Raw genomic sequence first — 23,897 nt, forward strand, 5'->3', positions numbered from 1 at the left:
CCCCTCTGAGCGTAGGGTGTGGCGAACCACCACAGCCGACATACGAGGGCAAATGACAACAGGGCTGACCTTCCGCCTGTTCGGCACCCTGGAGGTCCGCGACGCCTCAGACCGGCCGCTCGGTCTGGGCACCCGTAAGGAACGCGCCGTACTGGCGATGCTGGCCCTCGACCCCGGCCGGGTGATCCCGCTCGACCGGCTGATCGACGAGCTGTGGGCCGGTGAGGCCCCCTCCGGGGCGACGGGCACGCTCCAGGCCTACATCTCGCACCTTCGCAAGGTCCTCGAACCCGGCCGCAGACCCCGCACCCCGCCCTCGGTGCTGCTCACCCGTGAGCCCGGCTACCTGCTGGCCGTCGCCCCCGGCCAGGTCGACCTGACACGCTTCACCGCCTGGGCGCAGGACGGCGCCCGCGCGCTCGCCCGGGGAGAACACACCGAGGCCCGCCAGACGCTCGACCGGGCACTCGCCCTGTGGCGGGGCGAACCGCTCGGGGAGTTCGCCGAACTGGCCTTCGCCAGGCCCTCGGTCACCCGGCTCACCGAGATCCGGGCCACGGCCGTCGAGGACCGCTTCGAGGCGCTGCTCGCCCTGGGCGAGGACGCCGCGCACGTACCGGCCCTGGAGGCGCTGACCGAGGAGTTCCCCTACCGGGAACGGTCGTGGAGGCTGCTCGCGCTCGCCCTGTACCGCGCGGACAGGCAGGCCGACGCGCTCGGCGCGCTGCGCAGGGCCAGACGGCGGCTCGCCGAGGACCTCGGCATCGACCCGGGCCCCCGGCTCAGGCGCCTTGAGGAGGCGGTGCTCGGGCACGCCCCCGAACTGGAGGCCCCCGCGCCGACCGTGACCGTGCGGACCGTCGCACCCGCCGCGGGCGAGGAGCTGGTCGCGCGCTCCGCCCAGCTCCGGTCCGTCGGGGAACGGCTGGCCTCGGTACGGCGCGGCACCGGCGGCGTGCTGCTGGTCACCGGGGAGGCCGGGATCGGCAAGACCAGGCTCGCCCAGGCCGCCGCCGAGGAGGCCGAGGCCCGGGGCTTCACGGTGGCCTGGGGACGCTGCCTGGACGGCGGTGCCCCCGCCTTCTGGCCCTGGCGGCAGGTGCTGCGGGAGTGCGGTGCCGGGTCCTGGCCGCCCGGCGGTCTCACGGGCGGGTCCGACCCCGACGCCGCGCTGTTCGAGCTGTACGAGTCGGTCGTCTCCGCGCTGACCGGAACCGGAGGCCCGCTGCTCGTGATCCTCGACGACCTGCACTGGGCCGACGTCTCCTCACTGCGGCTGCTCGGCTTCGTCGCGGGCGAGCTGGCCCGGCGCCCCGTGCTGGTGCTGGCCACGCTGCGCCCGGAACCCGGCGAGCATCCCAGGCAGCTGCGCGACACGCTCGGCGCGCTGGCCGGGCAGCCGGAGACGGAGCGGATCGAGCTGACGCCGTTCGGCGCGGAGGAGGTCTCGGCGTACCTGCGGCGGCACCGGGTCGAGGAGACCCCCGGCCTGGCCGCCGCGCTGCTGGAACGCAGCGGCGGCAACCCCTTCTACCTGGGTGAGCTGGTGCGCCTCAGGAGGAGCGAGCGAGGACTGTCCTCCGCCCTGCCGCCCGGGGCGCGCGACGTCATCGGCCGGCGCGTCGCCAGGCTCCCCGAACGGACGCGGGAGTTGCTCGGCGTCGCCGCGGTCGCCGGGCGCGACGTGGAGGCGGGCCTGCTCGAAGCCGTGACGGACGTCCCGGTCGAGGAGGTGATGTCCCTGCTCGAACCCGCGGTGGCGACCGGGCTGCTGGCCGAGGTGCCCGGCGGTCTCGACTACCGCTTCTCCCACGCCCTGGTGCGTGACGCGCTCTGCTCGGACCTGAGCCGCCTCGCGCTCGCCCGGCTGCACCTGAGGATCGGCCGCTGCCTCGAACGGACGCCGGGCGTCGAGCCGGTACGGCTGGCCCACCACTTCGCCGCCGCCTCCTCGGTCGGCGGGGCGGCCAGGGCCGTCGAACACGCGGGGCACGCGGCGCGGCAGGCCGTGGAGCGGCTCGCCTACGCCGAGGCCGTCGAGCTGTGGGAGCTGGCGCTGTCCTGTCTTCCCTCCGGTGACGAGGCGGGCCGGTGCGCGGTGCTGACCGAGCTCGGGCAGGCCCGCCGTACCGTGGGAGACGCCGAGGGCGCCTTCGGCGACCTGGAGGAGGCGATCGGCCTGGCCCTGCGCACCGGCGACCGCGCCGCGCTGGTCTCGGCGGTCACCGTCTTCGGCGGGCTCGCCGTGTGGAACTGGCGGCCGTACGGCGTGGTCGACGAGCGGATGATCGCCGTCCTGGAGGACCTGCTCGCCGGGCCGCTCACCGAGCACGACCGGGCCGCGCTGCTGGGCACACTGGGCATGGAGCTGTACTACGGGCCCCGGCGCGCCGAGGGCGAGCTGCACGCCACGCGGGCGGTGGAGATCGCCCGCTCCCTGGGCGGCCCCGGGCTGCTCGCCCGCACCCTGAACAACCACCTGCTGGTCAGCTGGGTCCCCGGGCGCAACGCCGAACGGCTCGCGGTGGCCGGGGAGATGCTGGCCGTACCGGGGCTGACCAGGGCGGCCGAGCTCGTGGCGCGGGTGCTGCGGATGGCCTGCCTGATGCGCGCGGGCGACCTGACGGCCTGGGACCGCGACCTGGCCCGTTGTGAGGAACTCCTCGACGAGGTGCGCCGCCCCGAGCTTGAGGCGATGGTGCGCATCGCCGAGACCGCCAGGTGCACCTTGGAGGGACGCTGGGCGGACGCCGAGGCGCTCATCGGCGCCTTCGACGACGTCCGGTACGGCTCCAGCCTGTGGCAGGGAGCCGAGTTCCGCAGGCTGCTGACGAGGTTCGTCTGCGAGAGCGGGCGGGGCCGGCCGCAGCTCGTGCTCGACGAGCTGGTCGAGGCGGCGGAGCGGGCGCCGATGGTCCCGTTGCGCCCGGTCGCCGTGCTGGCCGCGGTCGAGGCGGGCAGGCCGGACCTGGCGCGGGAGCTGGCCGAGCGCTGGGGTACCGAGGTCGGGCAGGACTGGATCGCCGACTTCCTGCTGCCCGTCTGGGGGGCCGTCTCCGCCGGGATCGGCGTGCCGGAGCCCGGGCCGCTCTACGAGGCGCTCCTGCCCTGGGCCGACCAGCTGGTCGTGGCGGGCACGGGCTGTGTCGCGTGGGGCTCGACCCACCATGTGCTGGCCGGGCTGGCCGCGCGGCTCGGCCGTACCGAGGCGGCGCGGGAACACGCCCGCGCGGCCGTCGCCACCCACCGTGCGCTCGGTCTGGCCCACTGGGCGGAACGCAGTCAGGCGCTGCTCAGCGAACTTGGAACGGTCGAACGGCGTGTTCCTCCATCCTCGGAAATGTCGTGACGGAATTGCCGCCTTTTTCGCTGACGGAAAGCGTGAAATGGGCCTAGAGTCCGCGCATGTGAGTGAGAGTTCCATCCTCCCCGTACGCGGGCGCGCCGTGCGGCCGTCAGGCAGGCACCGCAGACCCGTGCCCTCCCACCTTCCGCCGGAGGCACCCGCGCTGGTGCTGGCCACGCTCGGTGACGGCTCCGGTGTCGCCGCCGAACTGACCGCCCTGATCCGAGGGGACAACCCGCAGATCGAGGTCCGTCTCGTCGGTCTCGGCGAGGACGGCAAGGAGCTGGTCGCCGCGCTGGAGGACTCCGGCCGGGAACGGCCGCAGGACGGCACCGCCGCCGTCGTGGTTCCGCTGCTGACCGGCCCGCACCCGGTCGCCGACCCGCTGATCGCCGGGGCGGTCGCGGCCAGCGGGGTCACGGTCACGGTCACCGAGCCGCTGGGGCCGCACCCGCTGCTGGCGGAGGCACTGCACATCCGCCTCGCGGAGCGGGACCTCGCCAGGGCCGACCGGATGCGGCTGCTCAACGTGTCCAGCCCGGTCGACGCGGTCATCCTGGCCACGGTCGGCGGGGAGGCCGCGGCGGCCGAGGCGCAGCCCACCGCTGTGCTGCTGGCCTCCCGGCTGACGCTGCCCGTCCTGGTCGCCTCACTGGACAGCGCCCCCGACGCCGCCGACGCCGCGGCACGGCTGCGCGGGATCGGCGCGCAGCGGATCGCGCTGTCCCCCTGCCTCATCGGCCCCGAGGCCGGCGCGGACCTCGCAGGCGCCACCGCCGCGCGGATCGACGCCGAGTGTGCCGCCCCGCTGGGCGCGCACGGCCTCATCGCCGATCTGGCCGCCCGCGCCTACGGGAGCGTCCTGGCCGCGGGCTGACGCCGGGGCCCTCTCCCCTCGGGTCAGGGCTCCAGCCAGACATAGCCGGCGAAGCGGCCGGTCCTGCCGTCCCTGCGGTGGGAGAACAGGTCCTCGGTCTCGATGGTGCAGCGGGTGTCGTGGGTGACCTCACGCACCCCGGCCTTGCCCAGCTGGGAGTTGATCGCGGCGCGCAGGTCGAGGGCGGGGGTGTCGTCGCGTGTGATCGACCACGCCTCGGGCAGCACGGCCGCGACCTCGGCGCGCAGGGCCGCGGGCACCTCGTAGCAGCTGCCGCAGGCCATCGGGCCGATCAGAGCGGTCATCCGCGCCGGGTCGGCGCCCCGCCGGACCATCTCCTCGACCAGGGCCGGGACGACGCCGAGGACGGTGCCGACCCTGCCCGAGTGCGCGGCCCCGACCAGTCCCGCCACCGGGTCGGCCAGCAGGACGGGGGCGCAGTCCGCGCACAACGCCGCCAGGCCGAGGCCGGGAACGTCGGTGCACACGCCGTCCAGCGGCGGCGGATCGTCCCCGAAGGGCTCGGTCACGTGACGGACGTCGGCGCTGTGCACCTGCCGCATGAACACGACCCGTTCGAGGCCGAACTCCGCGGCCGTCGTGGCCCGGTTGGCGGCCACCGCCTCCGGGTCGTCGCCGCACAGGCCGCCGAGATTGCGGCCGTGGTACGGCTCCGCGCTGACACCGCCGTGGCGGTCGGTGATCCTCATCTGAAATTTCACGGCCCCGACCTTACCGACCGATGGAACCGCCCTCCCGGTCCCGTCCGTTTCTCCGGACGACGCATCCCCACGGAACGGGAGTCCGATGACGAAGATCGTCTATGACCGGAAGGAACAACTGCAGCAGATCGAGAGCGGCCTGCTGCCGGGGGAAAAGATCATCGCCGTCTACGACGCGATCGGCACCGGCACCGGTTTTCTCGGCCTGACCGACAAGCGGGTGATCGTGCAGGACAAGTCCTTCGTCGGCAAGCGGATGGCCCTCACCAGCATCCCCTACGCCAGGATCTCCGCGGTGAGCGTGGTGAGCAACCGGTCCTTCGCCGGATCGTTCTTCTCCTCCGGGGCCATCGCCGTCCATGTGGGAACCCACACCTACGAGGTCGAGTTCCGCGGCGACGAGAAGGCCCACCACGCGCACAACGTGATCCTGCACTTCATCACCGGGTCCTGAGGCCCCGGTGCGCCGGCGGTCAGGGACGGGTGAGCGAGCGGTACAGATCCATGGTCCGCTCGGCGATCCTGGGCCAGGAGAAGTGCTCGACGGCCCTGACCCGCCCGGCGGCCCCCAGCTCGGCGGCCAGCGCGGGGTCGGCGAGCAGCCGGTTGACCCGTTCGGCGAGGTCGGCGGCGAACCGCTCGGGGTCGTCGGGGGTGCCGTCGGCGGCCGACTGCGCGATCGGGACCAGCAGGCCGGTCGAACCGTCGGCGACCACCTCGGGGATGCCCCCGGTCGCGGTGGCGACGACGGCGGTCTCGCAGGCCATGGCCTCCAGGTTGACGATGCCCATCGGCTCGTAGACCGAGGGGCAGACGAAGACCGTGGCGTGGGTGAGGATCTGGATCACCTCGGGACGCGGCAGCATCTCCGAGATCCACACGACGCCCTCCCGCTCCTGTTCGAGCCCCCGCACCAGCCCGGCGACCTCCTCGGCGATCTCCGGGGTGTCCGGCGCGCCCGCGCACAGCACGAGCTGCGCCCCCGGGTCGAACTCCCTGGCCGCGTGGAGCAGGTGGACCAGTCCCTTCTGCCGGGTGATCCGCCCGACGAAGACCACGTACGGCCTGCCCGGGTCGATCCCGTGCCGGGCCAGCACGTCGACGCCGTGGTCCGGGGCGTACTCGCCGGTGTCGATCCCGTTGTGGATCACGCTGACCCGCTCCGGCGGGATCTCCGGGTAGCAGGCCAGCACGTCACGGCGCATCCCCTCGGAGACGGCGATGATCGCGTCCGCGGTCGCCAGCGCGCCGCGCTCGGCCCACGACGACAGCGTGTAGCCGCCGCCGAGCTGCTCCGCCTTCCACGGGCGCAGCGGCTCCAGGCTGTGCGTGGTGACCACGTGCGGCGTGCCGTACAGCATCTTGGCGACGTGACCGGCGAAGTTGGCGTACCACGTGTGGCTGTGCACCAGGTCGGCGCCCGCGCAGCCCGCCGCCATCTCCAGGTCGACGCCGAGCACCCGCAGCGCGGCGTTGGCCTCCTGGAGCCCCTCGGGAACCCGGTAACCCGTGACCCCCTCCTCGGGACGAGGCGGACCGAAACACCGGACGCGGACGTCCGCAAGCCGGCGCAGCTCACGGGCGAGGTACTCGACGTGAACCCCCGCCCCGCCGTACACCTCGGGCGGATACTCACGGCTCAGCAGATCAACGCGCATGCGATCACCCTAGTGTTTCATCCCAGTGCGTCAGGTTAGGGTCCTGCATATGAGAGTCCTCGCGATCGTGCTCGCCGGTGGTGAAGGTAAACGGCTGATGCCGCTGACGGCTGACCGGGCCAAGCCCGCAGTACCTTTCGGGGGGATATATCGGCTCGTCGACTTCGTCCTGTCGAACCTGGCCAACGGCAACTACCTGCAGATCGTGGTGCTGACGCAGTACAAGAACCACAGTCTCGACCGGCACATCTCCCAGACCTGGCGGCTGACGTCGATGCTGGGCAACTACGTGACCCCGGTGCCCGCCCAGCAGCGCCTCGGCCCGCACTGGTTCTCCGGTTCCGCCGACGCGCTGTTCCAGAACCTGAACCTGGTCTACGACGAGATGCCCGAGCACGTCATCGTGTTCGGCGCCGACCACATCTACCGGATGGACCCCCGCCAGATGGTGGCCCAGCACGTCGACTCCGGCGCGGAGGTGACGGTCGCCGCGATCAGGCAGCCCCTCTCACTGGCCGACCAGTTCGGCGTGATCGAGACGGACCCGGCGGGCCGGAAGATCGCCGCCTTCCGGGAGAAGCCCAAGGACGCCGTCGGCCTTCCCGACGCGCCCGACCAGGTGTACGCCTCGATGGGCAACTACGTCTTCAGAACCCAGGCGATGCTCGACGCGCTGCGGGAGGACGCGCTCGACCCCACCAGCAAACACGACCTGGGCGGGAACATCATCCCGATGATGGTGAAGTCGGGCAGCGCCGAGGTCTACGACTTCGCCGACAACGTCGTGCCCGGCTCGACCGACCGGGACAAGGGCTACTGGCGGGACGTGGGGACCCTGGACGCCTACTACGAGGCCCACATGGACCTCATCTCGGCGCACCCGGTCTTCAATCTCTACAACACCCAGTGGCCGATCTACACCGGCCACGATCCGCTGCCCCCGGCCAAGTTCGTGCACAACGACGGCGACCGGATCGGGCGGGCCGTGGACTCGCTCGTCTCCGCCGGTGTGATCGTCTCCGGCGGCCTGGCCGAGCGTTCCGTCCTGTCCCCCGGCGTGGTGATGCACTCCCACTCCAGGGTCGAGGACTCGGTGCTGATGGGCAACGTGAAGGTCGGGCGGGGCGCCGTCGTCCGCAGGGCCATCATCGACAAGAACGTGGTCATCCCGGACGGCGCCAGGATCGGCTTCGACCTCGAATACGACCGCAGCCGCTTCGCGGTGACCCAGAACGGCATCGTGGTCATCGGCAAGAACGAGGTCATCGAACGTTAGTGTCCGCGCGCCGTCGGACGGCGCGCGGGACGGTCCTTCGGTCAGGCCGGGGCGGGAAGCCGGTCGAGGATGGCCTGGAACATGGCGGCGCTGGTCACCGCCATCTCGTCCATCCGCTCCTCCAGCCGGTCGAAGCGCCGGTCCATCACATCAAGACGCCCGTCGAGCGCCTCGAACCTCTTGTCCATGGCCTCGAACCGCTCGTCGATCATCTCGAACCGCCGATCAATGGCCTCAAACCGCCGGTCCATGGCGTCGAAGCGCTCGTCAACGGCCTCGAACCTCCTGTCGATGGCGTCGAGGCGCCCGTCGACGGCCGCGAAACGCTCGTCGATCGCGGTGAAGCGCCGGTCGACGGCGTCGAAGCGCTCGCGCACCTCGTCGCGGAGCAGGTCCACCTTGGCGTTGACCTGCTCGACCCGCCGCTCGACCCGCCCGACCTGCTTGAGCCCGTCGGCCAGCAGGTCGACCCGGTCGGTCAGCACGTCGAGCTTCGTGTAGACGAGCGTCAGCGCCTCGTAGGCCCGCACCGAGGCCTGCTGTCCGCATCTGGTGCCGAGCACGATGCAATCCTCCTCCAGGCGGGTGACCCGGTCCTCGATGGTGGGGGTGAGCATGGGGGCTCCGTACGTCGTGGTCCAGCGTAGTCAGGCCACGCCGGCGAGAGGGGGAACGCGGGGGGTGAGTCCTCGCGGGTCTCAGCTTGGCCCCTCCTGAGGGCACTCCGCGGCCACTTCGCCAAAGAACCTTCCTCTTTTTTCCCAGCGTTCTGACCTGCGAAAATGACATATTTCAGGGCACCCGGTGCCAGGGATCTCAATATTTCCGTTGACGGAGTGAGTACTCACTCCGCATCATGAAAGGCATGAGACCCAAAGAGAACACGACACCCGACCCGGCCCGGCGGCGTGCTCCGGGCATGAGCCAGGAACGCCGCCGGGAGATGATCGTCATGGCCGCGCTCCCCCTCGTCGCGGAGTACGGCGCCGCCGTCACCACCGCGCAGATCGCCAGGGCGGCCGGAATCGGCGAGGCCACCGTCTTCAGGGCCTTCACCGACAAGGAGGAGTTGCTCGACGCCTGCGTCGTGGAGGTGCTGCGCCCCGACCACGTGCTCGAACAACTCGCCTCCGTCCCCCTCGACCAGCCGCTGACCGAGCGGCTGACCGAGGCGGCCGAGGCCATGCGGGCGCACATGGCGCGGATCGGCACGGTCCTGGGCGCCCTGCACGCCTCGGGGCGCCGCTCACGCGGATCCCGCACGCAGGAGGAGGGAGCCGGAGCCCCGTCCGACCGCGCCGCCTCGTTCAAGGCGACCCGCGACGCCCTGACCGAGCTGTTCGAACCCGAGGGCGACCGGCTGAGGCTGCCCCCGGAGCGGCTGGCGGCGCTCTTCCTCAGCCTGACGTTCGCCGGCGCCCGCGGTTCGGCCGCCGACGTCGAACCGAGCGTCGCCGAGATCGTGGACGTGTTCGTCCACGGAATCCTGAATTGACCGAGGCGAAAGGACAGTCATGACCGTCACCCTGAACCACACCATCGTCCCCGCCGCGGACAACGGACGGGCCGCCCGCTTCCTCGCCGACGTCATGGGGCTGGAGTGCCTGCCGCCCACGGGCTCGCGCGGCCACTTCGTCCCGGTGCGGGTCAACGACTCCCTCACCCTCGACTACATGACGGTCGAGGAGCCTCACGCGGTCCATCTCGCCTTCGAGGTGGACCCGGCGACCTTCGACGGCGTCCTGGCCCGGCTGCGCGCCGGAGGCGTGCCGTACGGCAGCCGCCCCGACGCCCCGGACAACGGCCGCGTCGACCATCCGCTCTGCCCTCGCGGGCTGTTCTTCAGGGACGAGAACGGTCACCTCTTCGAGGTCATGTCCCCCGAGTGAGCGGGAGTCACCGGCGCCACGGAAAGCGGGCGGGCCTTCCCTCCAGGAAGGCGGCGACCCCCTCGGCCCGTTCCGCGCCGGAACGCCGCTGCCAGTCGCGTACGCGTGTCTCGGCGTCGCCTCCCTCGACGATGTCGCCGATGATCTCCTTCGTGGCGGCCAGGGTGAGCTGGGAGCGTCCCGCGAAGGTACGTGCCAGGCCGTACACGCGTTCCCCGAGTTCGCGGGGCGGGTGGACCTCGTCGACCAGGCCGGTACGCAGCGCGGTCGCGGCGTCGACGAGGTCGGCCGAGTAGAGCAGGAGCTTGGCGGCCGAGGGACCGACGAGGCCGACCAGGCGGCGGGTCGCGCTCAGCGGGTAGACGACGCCGAGCCTGGCCGGGGTGATCCCGAAACGGGCGTCGTCGGCGGCCAGGCGCAGGTCGCAGGCCATGGCGAGCTGGCAGCCCCCGCCCACACAGAAGCCCTCGACCATCGCGATCGTCGGTTTGGGGAAGCCCGCCAGGGCCTCCTCGGCGACGACGGTCAGGCCGGTGTCGTCGCCCGCCTCGGCCAGCCCGGCGATCTCGGAGATGTCCGCCCCCGAGCAGAAGGTGCCGCCCGCGCCGGTGAGGACGAGGACGCGCACGGCCGGATCGGTGGCCGGCGAGGCCAGGATCGTGGGCAGCGTCCGCCACATCGCCGCGGTCATCGCGTTGCGCTTGGCGGGACGGTTGATCCGCAGGGTCGCGACATCGCCGTCGACGGACAATTCGAAACCATTAAAGATCTCCACGAGATAGATTCTTCCTGGACATTTCACACAGCGCCGAGGCACCCCCGAACCTGAGAGGCCGGATGCGGCTGAAGCCCCCCTTCCCGAGGATGAACTCCGCCGAGCGCCGCATCTGGGACGCCTACCCCTCGGGTTCCTGGGTCGATCTGCGCAGCGGGGACGACCAGGCCGACGACCCGGCCAACGGCCCCGGATGGGGACCGGAGCGGACGGTCAGGGCGGAGGTCGTCGCGGCGCTGCTGCGGGGCGCGCGGCCGCCGGAGTCGGGCAGGAGCGCCGGGCTGCGGCTGGCGGGCGCCCACGTCACCGGTGTGCTCGACCTCGCCGACGCCACGTTGACCGGCAAGCTGCACATGGTCAACTGCTACCTGCCCGGGGGCGTCTCCATGACCGACACGATCGCCGTCGGCGTACGGCTGCGCGGGTGCGAGATAGCGCGGATCCGGGCGGCCGGGTGCACGGTCAACGCCATGCTCGACTTCGACGGATCGACCGTCCACGGCGGTATCCGGCTGGACAACGCCCAGGTCAAGGGACAGGTCCGGTTCGCGGGGCTACGGGTGAGCGCCGAGGAGACCGCCGAGGCGTCCGACAACGCGGTCCGGGACGTGCGCAGGAGGATGTCGGAGGAGGAGCTCAGGGAGCGGGGTCACCGCCACGGGCAGTGGGCGCTGTGGGCGGGCGGCATGACCGTCGAGGGCGGGGCGTTCATGCGGGACATGCGGGTCAACGGCGGCCTGCGGATCATCGGCGCGAAGTTCCGGGGTGGCATCTACCTGCAGCGGTCGGTCATCACCGCGACGGGCCCCTACGCGATCCAGGCCGACTTCATGGAGGCGGGGGCCGCCGAGCTGAGCCGTGGTTTCCAGGCGACCGGCACGATCAGGATGCGCAACTCGCGCGTCAACGGCGTCCTGTCCTTCGACGGGTCGACGCTGCGGGCTCCCGGCCGGGTGCTGCACCTGAGTCACGCCCAGATGGACGAGCTGATCCTGCGGCCCGACTCCATCGAGGGCGAGGTCAACCTCGCCTACTCCCGTATCGGCGTGCTGCTCGACGCCCCGGCGGACTATCCGGGCGCGGTGTACCTCAACGGGCTCGTCTACGAGGCGCTGCGCGGCTCGGCCTGGAGCGTCAACGACCGCCTGGTCTGGGTGGACAAGGACTCCTACGGCTACCGTCCGCAGCCGTACGAGCAGCTGGCGGCGTGGTTCCGCCGGATCGGCCACGAGCAGGACGCCCGGCGGGTGCTGCTGGCCAAGCAACGGCGGCGCCGCCGTACGCTCAGGCCCGCGGGCCGGATCTGGGGCAGGCTGCTCGACCTCGTCGTCGGGTACGGCTACCGCCCCTGGCTCGCCGGGCTGTGGGTCGCGGTGCTGCTGGCCGCGGGCACCGGGGTCTTCGCCGCGGTCCCCCCGACGCAGATCGACCCGGAGGAGATCAGGGTCTTCCAGCCGTTCGTCTACACGCTGGACCTGCTGGCCCCGGTGAGCGTCTTCGAGCAGCGGGGGGCGTGGGACCCGACCGGCTGGACGCGGTGGCTGGCCTGGACGCTGATCGCCTCGGGCTGGATCCTGGCCACCGCCCTGATCGCGGGCACGGCCCGGGTGCTGCGTCCAGGCCCGTCGTCCTGAGCGGGCCGTCCTGAGCGCGCCGGGGTCAGGCCATGTCCACCCGGAGCCTGGGCAGCGCCTCCGGGTACTTCTCCCTGACGTATCTCACCAGGTGCTCGCGCATGTCGCACTTGAGGTCGAAGGCGCTCGGCGAGTCGGCGGCGCTCATCAGCGCCCGCACTTCGAGCAGCCCGTTCGGCAGGGTGTCGGTGACCTGGAGGGTCCAGTCCTTCTGGTCCCACAGCGGGTGCTCGCGCAGGGCCCGGTAGAGCTCGACGCGCAGTTCCTCGACGGGGACGGTCCAGTCGATCCTGAGCATCACCGCGCCGATCACCCGGCTGGTGTGCCTGGTCCAGTTCTCGAACGGGTTGGTGGTGAAGTAGGAGACCGGGAGCACCAGCCTGCGTTCGTCCCACAGGCGCAGCACCACGTAGGTGAGGCTGAGCTCCTCGATCCGCCCCCACTCCCCCTGCACGACCACCACGTCGTCGAGTCTGAGCGCGTCGCTGAAGACCAGTTGCAGGCCGGCCAGCAGGTTGCCCAGCATCGACTGGGCGGCGATGCCGACGACGACGCCCGCGATGCCCGCCGAGGCGAGCAGTCCGGCGCCGAGCGCGCGTACCTGCGGGAAGGTGAACAGCATGGCGCCCAGCGCCAGCAGGACGACCACCGCTGAGGCGACCCGGCGGACCAGGGAGATCTGGGTGCGGATCCTCCTGGCCCGCCGGTTACGCTCCCCCTCGACGCTGACCAGGCGGTCGAGGACCACGTCGGTGACCGCGTAGGCGGCCTGGATGGCCAGCCAGGTGACGCATCCGATCATGAAAAGGGTGATCGTCCGCTCGATCGCTTCGTCGACCGTCCCCTTGGCCATGCCGGGAAGGTAGAGCGTGTTGGCGGTCGCCACGACCGCCAGGGCGAAGGCGGGCCAGGTACAGCGGCGCACGAGCGGCCCGGCCAGGACCCACCGCTCGCCGATCAGCCTCCAGCGCAGTGCCCGCCGTACCATCTCCACGCAGGCGACGGCGGCCAGCATCGAGGCGATCAGGATGATCCATCTGGACACGGACGCTCTTCCCCCCTGACGGTCGCTTGCCGGGTGGATGCCCCGGGACGCGCGGCCTATTCAGAAGGCCTCGTCAAAAGCGACAGTTCCCTCAACTGCTATCTGATAGGCCGAAACTCTCCGCTCGAAGAAGTTCGCGAGTTCCTGGACGTCCTGCAGCTCCATGAACGCGAAGGGGTTGGCGGTGCCGTACCGGACGGGCAGCCCGAGCCGGGTCAGCCGCTGGTCGGCCACGTATTCGAGGTACTGCCGCATCTGGCCGGGGTCCATGCCGGACCGGCCCTCGCCGCACAGGTCCTCGGCGAAGGCCAGCTCCGCCGCGACCGCCTCCTCCAGCATCCGGGTGACCTGGGCGCCGAGCTCGTCGTCGAACAGCCCGGGTTCCTCGGCCCGTACGGTGTCCACCACGGAGAAGGCGAACTCCATGTGCATGGACTCGTCGCGGAAGACCCAGTTGGTCCCGGTGGCCAGGCCGCCGAGCAGGCCCCGCGAGCGGAACCAGTAGACGTAGGCGAAGGCCCCGTAGAAGAACAGGCCCTCGATGCACGCGGCGAAGCAGATCAGGTTGAGCAGGAACGCCCGCCGGTCGTCCCGCGTCCGCAGGCTGGTCAGCCCGCCGAGCGAGTCGATCCACCGGAAGCAGAACTCGGCCTTGTCCCTGATCGAGGGGATGTGCTCGATCGCGGCGAAGGCCCTGGCCCGCTCCTCGTGGTCGGGCAGGTAGGTGTCGAGCAGCGTCAGGTAGAACTGGACGTGCACCGCCTCCTCGTAGAGCTGCCTGCTGAGGTACAGGCGCGCCTCGGGGGCGTTGACGTGCTGGTAGAGGTTGAGCACCAGGTTGTTGGCCACGATCGAGTCACCGGTCGCGAAGAACGCGACGAGACGGTTGATCAGGTGGCGCTCCTCCGGCGTCATCCTGGCCAGGTCCGCCACGTCGGAGTTGAGGTCCACCTCCTCGACGGTCCAGGTGTTGCGGATGGCCGCCCGGTAGCGTTCGTAGAAGTCCGGGTAGCGCATGGGGCGCAGGGTGAGGTTCATACCGGGGTCGAGCAGCATTCGGAGAATGACCTTTCGGCTTGGGTCACGGGGCCTACTGGCAGGCGTCGCAGTACTCGGGGTTCTCCAGCGAGCAGGCGATCACGTCCTGCTCGGGGAGCGACTGTGCCGCGGTGGCCGGCACAGTGGCTGACACAGTGGCTGACACGGTGGTCTGCGCGATGCGGGTGGCCGGACGGGAGCGCAGGTAGTAGGTGGTCTTCAGGCCCGAGCGCCAGGCGTAGGCGTACATCGAGGAGAGCTTGCCGATGGTCGGGGTCGCCATGAACAGGTTGAGCGACTGCGACTGGTCGATGTACGGCGCGCGCGCCGCGGCCAGGTCGATCAGCGCCTTCTGCGGCAGCTCCCACGCGGTCCGGTAGAGCGTCCTGAGGTCGTCGGGGATGCCCGGGACGTCCTGGATTGAGCCGTCCGCCCGCTTGATCGCGTCCCTGATCTGCGGGGTCCACAGGCCCCGGGCCGTGAGGTCGGCGACCAGATAGCGGTTGACCTGGAGGAACTCCCCGGAGAGGGTCTCGCGCTTGAAGACGTTCGACACCTGGGGCTCGATGCACTCGTAGCAGCCCGCGATGGAGGCGATGGTGGCCGTGGGGGCGATCGCGATCATCAGCGAGTTGCGCAGGCCGGTCACGGCGATCCGCTCCCTGAGCGCCGTCCACTCCGCCGAACGGGCGGCCCCGTAGTGGTCGGGGTGCAGCACGCCGTCGGCGGCGCGGGTGTCCCCGTAGGAGGGGTGGCGCCCCCGCTCGGCGGCCAGGTCGCTGGAGGTGGCGTAGGCGGCCAGCGCGATCTCCTCGGCGATCCGGGTCGACAGCTCAAGCGCCCGCGGCGAGTCGAACGGCAGCCGCAGCGCGAAGAAGACGTCGGCCAGCCCCATCACGCCCAGCCCGACGGGCCGCCAGCGCTCGTTGGCCGCGCGGGCCTCGGGCGTCGGGTAGAAGCCCAGGTCGATGGTCCTGTCCAGGAACCTGACCGCGGTGCGAGCCGTACGGCGCAGCCGCTCCCAGTCCACACCGTCCGCGGTGAGGTGGGCCGCCAGGTTGATCGAGCCGAGGTTGCAGACGGCGGTCTCCGCGTCGCTGGTGACCTCCAGGATCTCGGTGCACAGGTTCGACAGGTGGATGACGTTGCCCGGACGGGCCGTCTGGTTCGAGGTCCGGTTCGAGGCGTCCTTGAAGGTCATCCAGCCGTTGCCGGTCTGGGCGAGCGTGCGCATCATGCGGCCGTACAGGGCACGGGCCGGGACCTGCCTGACGAACCCGCCCTCGGCCTCCGCCCTGCGGTAGGCCTCCTCGAACGCCTCGCCGTACAGGTCGGTGAGGTGCGGGACCTCCTTGGGGTCGAACAGCGACCACATCTCGTCGGCCTCGACCCGCCGCATGAACTCGTCGGGGATCCAGTTGGCGAGGTTCAGATTGTGCGTACGGCGCGCCTCCTCGCCGGTGTTGTCGCGCAGTTCGAGGAACTCCTCGATGTCGGCGTGCCAGGGCTCCAGGTAGACGCAGGCCGCGCCCTTGCGACGGCCGCCCTGGTTGACGGCGGCGACGCTGGAGTCGAGGGTGCGCAGCCACGGCACGATGCCGTTCGAGTGGCCGTTGGTGCCGCGGATCAGCGAGCCGCGCGAGCGGACCCGGGTCCAGGCGATGCCGATGCCCCCGGCGTACTTCGACAGGCGGGCGACCTGGCCGTAGCGCTGGTAGATGGCCTCTAGCTCGTCCCTCGGGGAGTCGAGCAGGAAGCAGGAGGACAGCTGGGGCCTGCGGGAACCGGAGTTGAACAGGGTGGGCGAACTGGGCAGGTAGGACAGGGTGGCCATGAGCCCGTACAGTTCGGCGGCCTCCTCGACCGTCTCCGACAGACCGCAGGCCACGCGCAGCAGGAAGTGCTGGGGGCGTTCGAGGACCTTGCGGGTGCTCGGGTGGCGCAGCAGGTAGCGGTCGTAGACGGTGCGCAGCCCGAAGTACTCGAACCTGTCGTCGGCGGCCGGGTCGACCAGCGCGTCGAGGGCGGCGGCGTTGGCGGCGACGAAGGCGGCCAGCCCGTCCTGCAGGAGCCCCGCGCCGTGGGTCGCGGCGATCGACTCGGAGAAGGTCGTGACGCCGTGCTCGGCGGCCTCCTCGGCGATCAGGCCGGTCAGCAGCCTGGCGGCGGCTCTGGAGTTCTCCGGGTCGGTGATCACCCGGGCCGCGGCCTCCTCGATCGCCCGCCTGCGATCGTCCGGCGAGTGCCCGGTCTTCTCCGCCTTCTCGGCCAAGGTCTGTGTCACGTGCCACCCCTCGTGCAGGTAATCCCCGTACGGCTCACGGAGCAGGGCGCGCGTCAACGGGCGGCTCCCGGGCACGCCGGACCGCCTCGTCCCGCGGCTCTCCCTCGAAGCCCTGGACAACTCTCGTGCCGAGCGGGGACCTGGTCGGTCCCCTCTCCACACACCGCGGGCAGGTCTTCGGACTCACGGGCGTGACGCGCGCTCCTACCGGCCGTCGCTTCCCGGGCGTGGTTCACCCAGTGCTCAGTTGACGGCTTTCGTTCCCGTTCACCGCTGCGGGGCAGTCCCGGTCTCTCACCGGGTTCCCTGTTGCCTCGCCCTCGTGGGCGAACCAGCGACGACCAGGATCCTACATCTAGTGCCGCCTGACGCAACCACCCCAACAGTTTGTGTCGGGGATGCTCAGCAACCCGAGCTCGTTGAGCACCGCGCGGGTACGGCGGGTCTCCGTGACCAGCCACCGGCGGAAGTCGTCACCGCTCAGGTACGCCCGGTGCCAGCCGTTGGCCGCGCACACGGCCTGCCATCGGGGCGAGGCGTCGATCCGGTCGCACAGGGCGACCGCCCCGTCCCGGTCGCCGGGGCTCATGGCCCGGGGACCGAGCACCCCGCACCAGTCGGCGTACTCCAGGCGCACCTCCCGCTCCATCAGCGTCGGCGCGTCGATGCCGTCGATCCGCTCCCCCGAGGAGACCGCGAGCGGCATCAGCCGGCCCGTGGCGATCTTCGGCAGGAGGGAGCCGGCCGAGCCGAGGAGCGCGGCCACCCGCCCCTCGTGCAGCGCCTCGACGGCCTCCGACTCGGTCGGGTAGCCCGCGTACTCCATCAGCCTGACGTCGACGCCGAGGCACTTGCCGATCATGCCGTAGAGCACGTGGTCGGAGCCGCCCTCGGCCCCTCCCCCGACCACCAGCCGCGCCGGGTCGCGGCGCAGCGCCGCGACGAAGTCCTCGAAGGTCCGCAGCAGGGAGTTCGGGGAGACGGCCAGGACGGACCAGTCTCCGGCCAGCCTGGCCAGCGGGGTCGAGGCCGCCAGCACGGAGTCCGCGTCGGCGGTCTCGCCGCCCGCCAGCATCGGCACGCCCGCCAGGAACACCCGGCCCTCGCGCGCGAAGGGACCCCCGACGGCGGCGAACGCGGTCAGGGCGGCCATCCCCTGGGCGCCCGCGCCGCTCACCTCGACCGCACCGGCCATCCTCTCGCCGGTCAGGATCGCGGCCAGCGCGTGGGCGGCCTGGTCCCAGCGCCGCCCGCGGACGACCGGCGCGACGATGGTCAGCCTGCGCGCCCACCCCGCACCGGGGCCTCCCATGTCACCGCAGCCCCCGGCGACCATGACCCCCAGCGCGAGCGCGAGGAATCGCCTACGGTGCATAAGCGTCCCTTCCGCCGAGATCCCCCAGATCTCTCGATACCCTACGTTGCAGATATGTCACTCTCTGCACCGCAATTGGGGCATCAGGCGCTCACTCCACGGTGACGCTCTTGGCGAGGTTGCGCGGCTTGTCCACGTCGCGGCCGAGCGCGACGGCCGCGTGGTAGGCGAACAGCTGCAGCGGGATCGACAGCAGGATCGGGTCGAGCTCGATCTCGTTCCTGGGCACCACCAGGCAGTCGTCGGCCAGCCGGGGATCGGCCTCGCGGTGCCCGACCATGAGCACCCGCCCACCGCGCGCGCGGATCTCCCCCAGCGTGGTGAGGTTCTTGTCCAGCAGCTCGTCGTCGGGGACGACCGCCACGGTCGGCATCTCCGGGCCGATCAGCGCCAGCGGCCCGTGCTTGAGCTCGCTGGCCGGGTAGGCCTCGGCGTGCACGTAGGAGACCTCCTTGAGCTTCTGCGCGCCCTCCCTGGCCACCGGGTATCCCCTGACCCTGCCGACGAACATCATGCTCGGCGAGCCGGCGTACTTGCCGGCCAGCTCCTTGATCCGGGGTTCGAGGGCGAGGATCTCCCCGATCTGGCCGGGCAGCGCGCGAAGGCCCTCCACGATGCGCCGGCCGTCGGCGGGCGACAGGTCGCGCACCCTTCCCAGGTGCAGGGCGAGCAGCGCGAAGGCGACCGCGGTCGAGGTGAAGGCCTTGGTGCTCGCCACCGAGACCTCGGGGCCCGCGTGCAGGTAGAGACCGCCGTCGACCTCCCTGGCGATGGCGCTGCCGACGGTGTTGACGATGCCGAGCACCCGGCCGCCCTTGCGCTTGAGCTCCTGGACGGCGGCCAGGGTGTCGTAGGTCTCCCCCGACTGGCTGATCGCCACGTAGAGGGTGTCCGGCTCGACGACCGGGCTGCGGTAGCGGAACTCGCTGGCGGGCTCGGCGTCCGACGGGATGCGCGCCAGCTCCTCGATGAGCTGGGCGCCGATCTGGCCCGAGTAGTAGGCCGAGCCGCATCCGATGATCTTCACCCGGCGGAAGGAGCGGCTCTCCCGCGCGTCCATGTTGAGCCCGCCCAGATGGGCGATGTGGAAGCGGTCGTCGAGGCGCCCGCGCAACGTCCTGGCGACCGTCTCCGGCTGCTCGGAGATCTCCTTGAGCAGGTAGTGCTCGTAGCCGCCGGTGTCGTAGTGCCCGGCCTCCCAGTCGACCGTCAGCGGCTCCTTGGCCGTCTCCCGCGCGTCGCTGGAGAAGGTGTTGAAGCCGTCGGCCTTCAGCACCGCGAGCTCGCCGTCCTCCAGGTGCACCACCTGGCGGGTGTAGCGGACCAGCGCGGCCACGTCCGAGGCGGCGAACATCTCCTTCTCGCCGATGCCCAGCACGATCGGGCTGCCGTTGCGCGCCACGACCACCTCGCCGGGGCGCCGGGCGTCGACCACCGCGACGCCGTAGGTGCCGACGACCCGCTTGAGCGCGGCGCGGACCGCCTCCGCCAGCGAGTCGGTGTCCTCGACGGTGCGGGCGATCAGGTGGGCGAGCACCTCGGTGTCGGTCTCCGACAGGAAGACCGCGCCGTCGGCCTCCAGCTTGGCCCGCAGCTCGTCGGCGTTCTCGATGATGCCGTTGTGCACGACGGCGACGCGCTCGTCGGCGGACAGGTGCGGGTGGGCGTTGACGTCGCTGGGCGCGCCGTGGGTCGCCCAGCGGGTGTGCCCGATGCCCAGGGTTCCCTTGAACCTGGCGGGCATTACGGCCGCCAGGTCGGCGACCCTGCCCTTGACCTTGCGCATCTTCAGGCCTCTGTTGGAGACCACCACGCCGGCCGAGTCGTAACCGCGGTACTCAAGGCGCTGCAGGCCCTCAAGCAGGATGGGGGCCGCGTCCTTCGGCCCCACGTAGGCCACGATTCCGCACATCTGACCGCTCCTTACCCGTAGACGATCCGGCGCAACTGGCGCAGGGACAGTTCCGGTGCGGCGACACGGCGGGAGCTCAGCTCGGCGGCGATCCTGGGAAAGATCGCGTCGTTGACCAGCCCCCTGGACTTGAGCTCGGCGTGACGCCGCCGGACGAACTCCTCGGTGGGCTCGGAGAAGTAGGCCAGCACGTCCGCCACCACCCTCGCGGCCTCTCCCGGACCGAGCGCGCTCGTCCGGGTCAGGTGGGCGATGAGGTCCTCGTGGGGATGCCATGCCGTCGACACAGAGGAGGACCATACGCAGCCATGTTGGCGTTTACCAAGTTTTCTGCCCGATTCCGGGCAGGAAAGATTGCCGTGGATCTCCCTCCGCCCGGCCATAAGACGGTCCGCGACCACCCATAACTCTGGGTAGTGATCACGCCGGAAGGGAACCTCATGCGCCGTCTGCCGGGGATATCGATCGTCGCCGCCCTCTCAGTGGCGGCTCCGGCACCCGCCTGGCAGCCCCCGCCGTACGGCTCCGCGTCCCCTGCCGCCCCCGCGAGCCTGCGGGAGGCCTTCACCCGGGCGGCCGGAGAGTACGGCGTGCCGGAGAACGTGCTGCTGGCCGTGTCCTACCTGGAGTCCCGCTGGGACGTCAACGGCCGGCTGCCCAGTGTCGCGGGCGGCTACGGCCCCATGCACCTGGTCGACGGCCGGGCCTTCACAGGAAGCGGCGTCCACCGGGACGCCGAGGGCGACCCCCGGGGCGACGAGAGCAGGCCGTACCGGGTCGGGACCCGGGACGTGGCGTCCGCGCCGCCCGAGGACACCCTGCGCCGGGCCGCCGAACTGACCGGGATCGACCCCGGCCTGCTGCGCGCGGACCCGGCCGCCAACATCCGGGCCGGGGCGGCGCTGCTCGCCGACCACCAGCGGCGCTCCGGAGGCAGGCCGGACGCCGGAGCGGCCGGTTGGTACGCCGCGGTCGCGCGGTACGCGGGACCCGGTGAGACCGGGGCAGGGCGGGCCTTCGCCGACGCGGTCTACGCGACGATGCGCGCCGGGGTCTCCCGCGTGACCGACAGCGGCGAGCGGATCGTCCTGCCGCCCGCGCCCGGCCTGGGACCGGCCGGGACGGGGACACCCGGGCTGCGCCGCGCGTCCGGCACCGTGACGCCCGACTGCCCCCCGGAGGTCTCCTGCGAGTGGGTTCCCGCCGCCTACCGGCGCACGAGGAACGGCGGGCACGGCAACCACGACCGCTACGACGGCCGTCGCCAGGTCGACTACATCGTCATCCACGACGGGGAGACCTCCTACGACGCGATGACCAGGCTCGTCAGGAACCCCGACTACCTGAGCTGGCACTACACCGTGCGCTCCGGCGACGGGCACATCGCCCAGCACCTGAGGCCCGACGACATCGGCTGGCACGCGGGCAACTGGTACTTCAACTCCCGCTCGATCGGCATCGAGCACGAGGGCTACCTCGCCAAGGGCGCCTGGTTCACCGAGGCGATGTACCAGGCCTCGGCCAGGCTGGTGGCCCATCTCGCCGGGCGTTACGACATCCCCCTCGACCGGGCGCACATCCTCGGCCACGACAACGTGCCGGGCACCACCCCGGAGACCGTCCGCGGCATGCACCAGGACCCCGGCCCCTACTGGGACTGGGCCCACTACTTCGAACTGCTCGGCCAGCCGCTGACCGCCTCCGGGGACCAGGACGCGCGCTCGGTGATGATCAAGCCCGACTACGTCCTCAACCAGCCCTACTTCACCGGCTGTCTCCCCTCCGGGGAGTGCATGCCCGCGAGCGCGGCCTCGGTCTGGCTGTACAGCGCCCCCTCCGATGAGGCGCCGCTGGTCAGGGACGTCGGCAGGCACCCCGGCGGCGACTCGACCTACAACGTCTACGACCACGCGGCCCGCGCCTCCACCGGTCAGCGCTACGCCCTGGCGGGCCGCGAGGGCGACTGGACGGCCATCTGGTATCTGGGCCAGAAGGCCTGGTTCCACGACCCCGCCGGCGAACCGGCCTCGGTGCCCGCCTCGGGAGGCCTGGTGACCCCGAAACCCGGCCGCTCCTCCGTCAGGCTGTACGGCAGGGCCTATCCCGAGCGCTCCGCCTATCCCAGGGGTGTGTCCGCGCAACGCCTCGTCCCGTTGCAGTACTCCCTGCCCGCCGGGCAGTTCTACAGTCTGGGGCTGACGACGAGGGGCTCCTACCTGCGTTCTTCCGCCACGGCCGCGGTTCGGCACCGGGTCGTCACGGGGGACGCGCGCTACCGGCAGATCCAGTTCGGCCACCGGGTGATGTTCGTCCGCGCCTCCGACGTCCAGGTGATCTCACCATGACGATCTTCCGCACACCGCCTCGGTTGCGCGCATCCGCCCGCCGGAGGCGCTAGAGTTTTCCCGTGCACCGGACATCGTTCCGGGCGACACGCGGAAGTGGCTCAGTGGTAGAGCATCACCTTGCCAAGGTGAGGGTCGCGGGTTCGAATCCCGTCTTCCGCTCCGGCAGGTCCGCGAGGGCCTGACTGGTGGAGTGGCCGAGAGGCGAGGCAACGGCCTGCAAAGCCGTGTACACGGGTTCAAATCCCGTCTCCACCTCAGTGCACCGACGTCGGGGGCTCCGGCATCCGATAAGGTAGCGCGAGTGCGGCCGAGGGGAGACCCGAGGCGGTTGTGCGGAAGTGGCTCAGTGGTAGAGCATCACCTTGCCAAGGTGAGGGTCGCGGGTTCGAATCCCGTCTTCCGCTCTGATGTTTCCCGAGGACGATTAGCTCAGCGGGAGAGCGCTTCCCTGACACGGAAGAGGTCACAGGTTCAATCCCTGTATCGTCCACCACGACAACGAAACCCCGGCCCGCCAAGGGTCCGGGGTTTTTCGTTTCCCATGTGCGCAGACTCACGGTCGTTCACGCGGCCGGGTACGGCGAGGCGGGCGACGACCCGGAACCTGGAACCCGAGGGCAGGTGCCCGGGGTCGTCTGAGCAGCCGGCGGCAGGGGTCTGCGGTGGTCCTGGAGGTCCCCGCCGCGTTGATCGAAAACTCAACGTCACGTTTCACACGCGGTTCTTACCGCTGAGGAGGCACCATAGAGGGACACATAATGCAAAAAACGGTTGATTGCCACGTTCGTCAGCCGTGGTGGAAGGGGCGAGCCTGTGCATCGCGTGGTGGTCGATCCGGAGGTACCGGCCGAAGTCGCCAGCCTCATGCGCCGGAACGGACGCCTGCTCTCCCGGTTCAGATCCGGCTGGAATCCCGAACCGGACGGCGCCGCACGCGTCCCGGCGGTGATCGTGGCCACCTTCGGTGCCACGATGCTGGCGGGGCTGGGCGGCACGCTGCTCGTCGGGGTCCCGCTGGCCTTCTCCATCACCGCCGCCGTCATCTGCCTGACCGTCCTGGGTGTCATCTACCTGGCGACGAAGCCCGCCCCCGCCGACTCGGTCGAGCGCGTCCTGTACCGGCACGCCCGGCACTACCGGGGGGGCTACCTGATCCTTGAGGACTTCGACTACGGCGCCAGGGAACTGCTCGGCCGGGCGCAGCGGGCGATCGACCACATCCTGCGCTCCCGGGTCAACGTCATGGGCATGCTCGACAGCGTGCGCAACGCGGTGATGCTCCCGGCGGAGGAGTGGCAGATCGCCCGGCTGCTGACCAAGCTGTCGGAGCTGCGGGCCAGGCACCGTCACATGGCCAGGGGCGGCAGGACCCCCGAGGTCGCCGCCGCCATGGCGCCGATGGAGCGGGCCCTCGCGGCCAGCGAGGCGGCCGTCGTCGCGCGGGTCGAGGCGCTCGAACGGTACGCCGCCCACGTGACGCAGGCCGACCACGCCCTCGTCTCCCAGGGGCAGATCGAGGTGCTGCGCGCGCAGCTTCCCGAGTACGAGCAACTGGTCGCCGAGACGGGCGCCGCCCGGTTCCTCGCCCCGGAGATCGGCAACCTCAGCGAGGACGCCGAGCAGTTGCGGCGTGCCCTGCGGGACAGTCTCCGCTCCGCCCACGAGGCGTTCCGTTACCTCGACGGCCCCCTCTCCCGTTGACCCTGAATCGGTATCCC

Annotated in this window: 19 protein-coding genes, 4 tRNA genes and 1 riboswitch; of the genes, 13 read left to right on the plus strand and 10 right to left on the minus strand. The window is 71.3% G+C overall.

Going from position 1 to position 23,897, the window contains the following annotated elements:
- Window positions 1-52: 52 nt before the first annotated feature.
- Together ABZ470_RS13010 and ABZ470_RS13015 are read left to right on the plus strand one after the other, a co-directional pair.
- On the plus strand, window positions 53-3,349 hold the full coding sequence (locus ABZ470_RS13010; RefSeq protein ID WP_362911454.1) for a BTAD domain-containing putative transcriptional regulator: 3,297 nt from the start codon (window positions 53-55) through the stop codon (window positions 3,347-3,349).
- 58 nt (window positions 3,350-3,407) lie between these two features.
- Window positions 3,408-4,223: a hypothetical protein gene (locus ABZ470_RS13015; RefSeq protein WP_362911455.1), complete on the plus strand. Its 816-nt coding sequence runs from the start codon at window positions 3,408-3,410 to the stop codon at window positions 4,221-4,223.
- Window positions 4,224-4,246: 23 nt separating this feature from the next.
- Here ABZ470_RS13015 and pgeF read toward each other — a convergent pair whose 3' ends face one another.
- Entirely contained in the window at window positions 4,247-4,933 is a 687-nt protein-coding gene (gene pgeF, locus ABZ470_RS13020) for a peptidoglycan editing factor PgeF (RefSeq protein WP_352011731.1), read from the minus strand.
- Window positions 4,934-5,030: 97 nt separating this feature from the next.
- Here pgeF and ABZ470_RS13025 point away from each other — a divergent pair, with 97 nt between their 5' ends.
- Entirely contained in the window at window positions 5,031-5,399 is a 369-nt protein-coding gene (locus ABZ470_RS13025; protein WP_362911456.1) for a PH domain-containing protein, read from the plus strand.
- A gap of 19 nt (window positions 5,400-5,418) precedes the next feature.
- Here the strand turns inward: ABZ470_RS13025 and glgA are convergent, their stop codons facing one another.
- The gene (glgA, locus tag ABZ470_RS13030) at window positions 5,419-6,603 is read right to left on the minus strand and encodes a glycogen synthase (protein ID WP_352011618.1); all 1,185 of its coding nucleotides are present in this window, start codon (window positions 6,601-6,603) and stop codon (window positions 5,419-5,421) included.
- Window positions 6,604-6,628: 25 nt separating this feature from the next.
- Here glgA and glgC point away from each other — a divergent pair, with 25 nt between their 5' ends.
- The gene (gene glgC / locus ABZ470_RS13035) at window positions 6,629-7,879 is read left to right on the plus strand and encodes a glucose-1-phosphate adenylyltransferase (protein ID WP_352011617.1); all 1,251 of its coding nucleotides are present in this window, start codon (window positions 6,629-6,631) and stop codon (window positions 7,877-7,879) included.
- 41 nt (window positions 7,880-7,920) lie between these two features.
- Here the strand turns inward: glgC and ABZ470_RS13040 are convergent, their stop codons facing one another.
- Entirely contained in the window at window positions 7,921-8,496 is a 576-nt protein-coding gene (locus ABZ470_RS13040; RefSeq protein WP_362911457.1) for a hypothetical protein, read from the minus strand.
- A gap of 248 nt (window positions 8,497-8,744) precedes the next feature.
- Here ABZ470_RS13040 and ABZ470_RS13045 point away from each other — a divergent pair, with 248 nt between their 5' ends.
- Both ABZ470_RS13045 and ABZ470_RS13050 read left to right on the plus strand, forming a co-directional pair.
- On the plus strand, window positions 8,745-9,374 hold the full coding sequence (locus ABZ470_RS13045; protein ID WP_362911458.1) for a TetR/AcrR family transcriptional regulator: 630 nt from the start codon (window positions 8,745-8,747) through the stop codon (window positions 9,372-9,374).
- Window positions 9,375-9,393: 19 nt separating this feature from the next.
- Window positions 9,394-9,768 (plus strand): VOC family protein, encoded by a 375-nt coding sequence (locus ABZ470_RS13050; protein WP_362911459.1) that lies wholly within the window; start codon window positions 9,394-9,396, stop codon window positions 9,766-9,768.
- 7 nt (window positions 9,769-9,775) lie between these two features.
- On the opposite strand, the gene ABZ470_RS13055 is transcribed toward ABZ470_RS13050, so the two are convergent.
- Window positions 9,776-10,543 (minus strand): enoyl-CoA hydratase-related protein, encoded by a 768-nt coding sequence (locus ABZ470_RS13055; protein ID WP_362911460.1) that lies wholly within the window; start codon window positions 10,541-10,543, stop codon window positions 9,776-9,778.
- A 62-nt stretch (window positions 10,544-10,605) separates the two neighbouring features.
- Here ABZ470_RS13055 and ABZ470_RS13060 point away from each other — a divergent pair, with 62 nt between their 5' ends.
- Window positions 10,606-12,177 carry a hypothetical protein gene (locus ABZ470_RS13060; RefSeq protein ID WP_362911461.1) on the plus strand — a complete coding sequence of 524 codons (1,572 nt, stop codon included), beginning with the start codon at window positions 10,606-10,608 and terminating at the stop codon, window positions 12,175-12,177.
- 25 nt (window positions 12,178-12,202) lie between these two features.
- Here the strand turns inward: ABZ470_RS13060 and ABZ470_RS13065 are convergent, their stop codons facing one another.
- The 6 genes from ABZ470_RS13065 to ABZ470_RS13090 all read right to left on the minus strand — a co-directional run bounded on the left by ABZ470_RS13065 (window position 12,203) and on the right by ABZ470_RS13090 (window position 20,118).
- Window positions 12,203-13,222: a mechanosensitive ion channel domain-containing protein gene (locus tag ABZ470_RS13065; protein WP_352011611.1), complete on the minus strand. Its 1,020-nt coding sequence runs from the start codon at window positions 13,220-13,222 to the stop codon at window positions 12,203-12,205.
- A 60-nt stretch (window positions 13,223-13,282) separates the two neighbouring features.
- A complete protein-coding gene (locus ABZ470_RS13070; RefSeq protein ID WP_352011610.1) occupies window positions 13,283-14,278 on the minus strand; it encodes a ribonucleotide-diphosphate reductase subunit beta in 996 nt (331 codons plus the stop codon).
- A gap of 34 nt (window positions 14,279-14,312) precedes the next feature.
- Window positions 14,313-16,544 carry a ribonucleoside-diphosphate reductase subunit alpha gene (locus ABZ470_RS13075; protein ID WP_362911462.1) on the minus strand — a complete coding sequence of 744 codons (2,232 nt, stop codon included), beginning with the start codon at window positions 16,542-16,544 and terminating at the stop codon, window positions 14,313-14,315.
- Between the two features lie 150 nt (window positions 16,545-16,694).
- Window positions 16,695-16,895: riboswitch (cobalamin riboswitch) on the minus strand.
- A gap of 4 nt (window positions 16,896-16,899) precedes the next feature.
- A complete protein-coding gene (locus ABZ470_RS13080; RefSeq protein ID WP_362911463.1) occupies window positions 16,900-17,919 on the minus strand; it encodes a tripartite tricarboxylate transporter substrate-binding protein in 1,020 nt (339 codons plus the stop codon).
- A 91-nt stretch (window positions 17,920-18,010) separates the two neighbouring features.
- Complete coding sequence (gene glmS, locus ABZ470_RS13085) at window positions 18,011-19,831, minus strand: glutamine--fructose-6-phosphate transaminase (isomerizing) (protein WP_352011607.1); 1,821 nt, start codon at window positions 19,829-19,831, stop codon at window positions 18,011-18,013.
- A gap of 11 nt (window positions 19,832-19,842) precedes the next feature.
- Window positions 19,843-20,118: a hypothetical protein gene (locus ABZ470_RS13090; protein ID WP_352011606.1), complete on the minus strand. Its 276-nt coding sequence runs from the start codon at window positions 20,116-20,118 to the stop codon at window positions 19,843-19,845.
- A 153-nt stretch (window positions 20,119-20,271) separates the two neighbouring features.
- Here ABZ470_RS13090 and ABZ470_RS13095 point away from each other — a divergent pair, with 153 nt between their 5' ends.
- The 6 genes from ABZ470_RS13095 to ABZ470_RS13120 all read left to right on the plus strand — a co-directional run bounded on the left by ABZ470_RS13095 (window position 20,272) and on the right by ABZ470_RS13120 (window position 23,880).
- Entirely contained in the window at window positions 20,272-22,176 is a 1,905-nt protein-coding gene (locus ABZ470_RS13095) for an N-acetylmuramoyl-L-alanine amidase (protein ID WP_362911464.1), read from the plus strand.
- 90 nt (window positions 22,177-22,266) lie between these two features.
- Window positions 22,267-22,338 (plus strand) — tRNA-Gly (locus ABZ470_RS13100).
- A gap of 25 nt (window positions 22,339-22,363) precedes the next feature.
- Window positions 22,364-22,434 (plus strand) — tRNA-Cys (locus tag ABZ470_RS13105).
- A 77-nt stretch (window positions 22,435-22,511) separates the two neighbouring features.
- Window positions 22,512-22,583 (plus strand) — tRNA-Gly (locus ABZ470_RS13110).
- Between the two features lie 14 nt (window positions 22,584-22,597).
- A tRNA-Val gene (locus tag ABZ470_RS13115) sits at window positions 22,598-22,672 on the plus strand.
- A gap of 320 nt (window positions 22,673-22,992) precedes the next feature.
- A complete protein-coding gene (locus tag ABZ470_RS13120; protein WP_352011604.1) occupies window positions 22,993-23,880 on the plus strand; it encodes a hypothetical protein in 888 nt (295 codons plus the stop codon).
- Window positions 23,881-23,897 lie beyond the last annotated feature (17 nt).

Source organism: Streptosporangium sp. NPDC020072 (assembly GCF_040631445.1).
Taxonomy (GTDB): Bacteria; Actinomycetota; Actinomycetes; order Streptosporangiales; family Streptosporangiaceae; genus Streptosporangium.